This is a genomic window from Pararobbsia alpina (genome assembly GCF_902859895.1).
Taxonomy (GTDB): Bacteria; Pseudomonadota; Gammaproteobacteria; order Burkholderiales; family Burkholderiaceae; genus Pararobbsia; species Pararobbsia alpina.
The window spans coordinates 1-2,155 of the sequence record NZ_CADIKM010000134.1 but is presented as its reverse complement, the minus strand read 5'-3'; the positions used below and the strand labels follow the sequence as shown (position 1 = coordinate 2,155).

Annotated in this window: 3 protein-coding genes; all 3 read right to left on the bottom strand. The window is 59.0% G+C overall.

The window, feature by feature from the left end; genetic code table 11:
- Positions 1–743 (bottom strand): alpha/beta hydrolase (locus HV670_RS29775; protein ID WP_246258126.1); only part of this gene is annotated, 743 nt, incomplete at its 3' end.
- A 20-nt stretch (positions 744–763) separates the two neighbouring features.
- Positions 764–1,534 carry a DUF4118 domain-containing protein gene (locus HV670_RS29770; protein ID WP_175108510.1) on the bottom strand — a complete coding sequence of 257 codons (771 nt, stop codon included), beginning with the start codon at positions 1,532–1,534 and terminating at the stop codon, positions 764–766.
- A 96-nt stretch (positions 1,535–1,630) separates the two neighbouring features.
- Positions 1,631–1,948, bottom strand: coding sequence for a DUF4148 domain-containing protein (locus HV670_RS29765; RefSeq protein ID WP_425511493.1), 318 nt, complete (start codon positions 1,946–1,948; stop codon positions 1,631–1,633).
- Between the last annotated feature and the right edge of the window lie 207 nt (positions 1,949–2,155).

The following is a 2,155-nucleotide window of genomic DNA, read 5'->3' as shown; positions in this document are numbered from 1 at the left end:
ACTTCCCGCGCGACGATTTCGCGTTCGTTGTCGGACGTAATCATGTGATACGAATCGTCCAGATAAATCGAACGCAGGAACGTGGAGCCAATGTGCGAGCTGACAAATCTCGCGTTGTTGGGATTCGCTGTTTCATCGTCGATGGCGTGAATGATCAGGCAGTCGTTCTTTATATCGCGGACAAAGCCGCGCACGCTCTTGGCGAGGCGCGACGCTTCGTGGAGCGCCGGCAGGGAAATGGTGGAAGGGCCAACTTCGCTGAATGCGTCCTTCTGCATTGCCCGAGCAATTTTGGCTCGCAGCGCCTCGTTCCTGAGTCCGAATGGCGCCCCCTCGCGATATCGCCACCTCCCGCGCATGGGCGTGTAATAAGCCACTCCCAGCAGGAATCGATACCACGGTATTGCCCATCCGTCGTAGGCGAGCGTGACAGACAGGAGGACAATGGCTTGAGCCGCCGGGCGATGCCTGACAAGCGCCAGCGCCAATGTTGCCCCGATCGAAAGACCGCAAACAGAAACATGGGCATACCGACCGGACAGCTCGTCGAATTCTCGAATGGCCGCCGCGAGCCATGCTTCCATCTTGCGTTCAGGTGATCCCGCGCTATAGCCGTCAAACGTGGGCGCGCAGGTCGCGAAGCCGTTGCGCTCAAGAGCCCGGGCAAGGAAGCGCATCTCGAGCGGCGAACTGGAGAGGCCATGGATCAGGAGGACCGCGTGATCTCCGCCTTCGTTGAACAACGACTTTGTATCTGACAAACTCAGCCCCCAAGCCGTAAGACCAGAAAGTCACCTGCGTGCGTCGTAAAGCGTTCGCAGATGCAGTCCATTGGCTTGAACGTTCCGGCACCCATGTCCACGCGCGCGCGATGGTTGCCGGGCGTAAGCGTCGGCAACAGGAGCTTGATGTCATCGGAATGAACATGCTCGTAGCGCAGCCCCGGCGCGGTAGCCGCTGCAATCCTCTCCGGGCCGGCAACACGGGCGCCGCCGGGGTCGTCGAGCGCCGTCCGTCGATCGGGTGCCTGGATCAGAATAATGTCGTCGTGGTAACGAGGAAGATGCCGAAGCAGCCGATGCGTCTCGTCTACCGCGCGACCGGCCAACAACCGCTCGTTATCAGCACGCAAAAGCATTTCATAGCGGGATTGCGCCACGAGGCCGATGAGTTCGGTACGGAACTGTGAGCGGCGCAATCTCTCGATCAGGCAGATCACTAAAATGCTGACGAGCGGAAGCGAGACGATCAAGTCGACGTCGGACTGATCGAGAACGCCAATTTGCTGATAAGGCGGCACGAACAGGTAGTCTGCTATCAACAGGCCAAACCCCATAACGGCGAGCGCCGGCACCATTCCAAAAAAATATGCGATCAGCGCCGCAGCGATGAAGTAGGCCGTTCCGGGCATGATGGGCCCGAGCAGGGGACTCAGCAGCAGCCGGCCCCCGCTTGCGACGATGAGCGCGAGGGCTGCGAAATACCAGCCGCGAAGGCCCCGGGGCGCCCAGCGGCTCGCGTTACGAACTTTCATAATTTGTCATTTGCTTTGACGCTTGATCTTGCGGTCATCCAGGTGCACTGCAAACATCTGTGATGCCGGGGCGAACTGCACCCGCCAACCAGGCAGTTAATGACCGAAGTAAATCGATTTCATGTTGCCGGTGGCTTCAGCGCGGGGCGGTGTGGGGGCACCGAATTCCGACACACCGGCTACGCCACCCGAGCTATCTGTTACTTCATTTTGCTCAGCCACCCTGGATTCGGCGGCGTGGATTCCAGCCGGGTAGGTAGTGTGATCGCCGTCGCCCATGTGATAGCCAGCCTTCCCGAGCTGGACGAACTCGGCGCGCACCTGAGCGCGGGTGACAGACCCGTTCGACTGAGCGAACGAAACGGCCAGCGCGGCCGGCGAGGCCAACGTCGAAGCGAGAGCGACGGCGGGAATGAGTTGAGCATGGCGAAACCCTCCAGTTATCGGCCGCGAAGGGCGATTGAGAGTGCCGCCAGTGTGCTGCGACGACAATTGAATTAAGTATATACCCTCACTATTTATCCTGTAATGTAATAGTTTCTATCGATCACATAGGTTTTTTCTAAGATCCCGAAGGGCTAGCCGGCATCATGGACTTTTACCGATCAGTGGCGGCTTAGT